Annotated in this window: 1 protein-coding gene; it reads right to left on the minus strand. The window is 28.9% G+C overall.

All coding sequences use genetic code 11. The features are described 5' to 3' along the window. Positions 1–10 precede the first annotated feature (10 nt). Positions 11–463: a hypothetical protein gene (locus I7X29_RS15235; protein WP_198475891.1), complete on the minus strand. Its 453-nt coding sequence runs from the start codon at positions 461–463 to the stop codon at positions 11–13. Between the last annotated feature and the right edge of the window lie 292 nt (positions 464–755).

Below are 755 nucleotides of genomic sequence, written 5' to 3' on the forward strand. Positions count from 1 at the left end.
CCTACCTCTTTTACCTTCCATATTTAGGATACATCTTCATTCTTGACATTGTAGGAGTAGGAAGATAGGGGACACGAAACTTCAAAAGTTTACAATCTTCATAACTTAAGTCATAACGCTTTAGTATTTTATAATCTCTCCGTACCTCTTCCCAGCTATATTTATTTAAGGTATCAGTACTAAAAATAAAAATTGATAAAGTATCTTTAGGAAAAGATTTAAAATCATCTTGCCAATCTCCTGTTCCAAATCTACCAGTTTTTAATTTTTCTAATGTATTAGGTTTGTATTTCATAGTTATTAAGGTATCAGGATATAGAAAATCAAATCCTAATTTTGCAGGATAAACACTTATAGTATAAGTGCTATTGTTTTCTATATATAAAACATCTTCCCCTTTATCCATATATAATTCACATCCTGAGAAGAATATTGATATAAGTGTTAAATATAATCTTTTCATAAGCTCATTTTTTTCGTTTTCTCGGATATGTATATTTTGGAGGCTCATATAAACTCCGATTTACTCTATTTCCATAATGTTTATTGAAATATTTATTAGCGTTTTTATTAGCATTCATTTCATACCATCTATAGTTATGCTTATAAAGTCCATCATCTTCTTTTTTATTACTCATTGCACTAAAAAAACTTGGTATAGCTATATTAAGCATATATGTCAATCCAAATGTTTGGCTATCTATATAGTGCCCATATTCGTGCATACCTACCTCTTTTACCTTCCATATTTAGGG

Origin of the sequence: Capnocytophaga periodontitidis (genome assembly GCF_016126015.1) — a bacterium.
GTDB classification, from domain to species: domain Bacteria; phylum Bacteroidota; class Bacteroidia; order Flavobacteriales; family Flavobacteriaceae; genus Capnocytophaga; species Capnocytophaga periodontitidis.

Coding starts and splice junctions, on each gene's coding strand:
- I7X29_RS15235 (WP_198475891.1), bottom strand. CDS start 463: ATGAAAAGATTATATTTAACACTTATATCAATATTCTTCTCAGGATGT.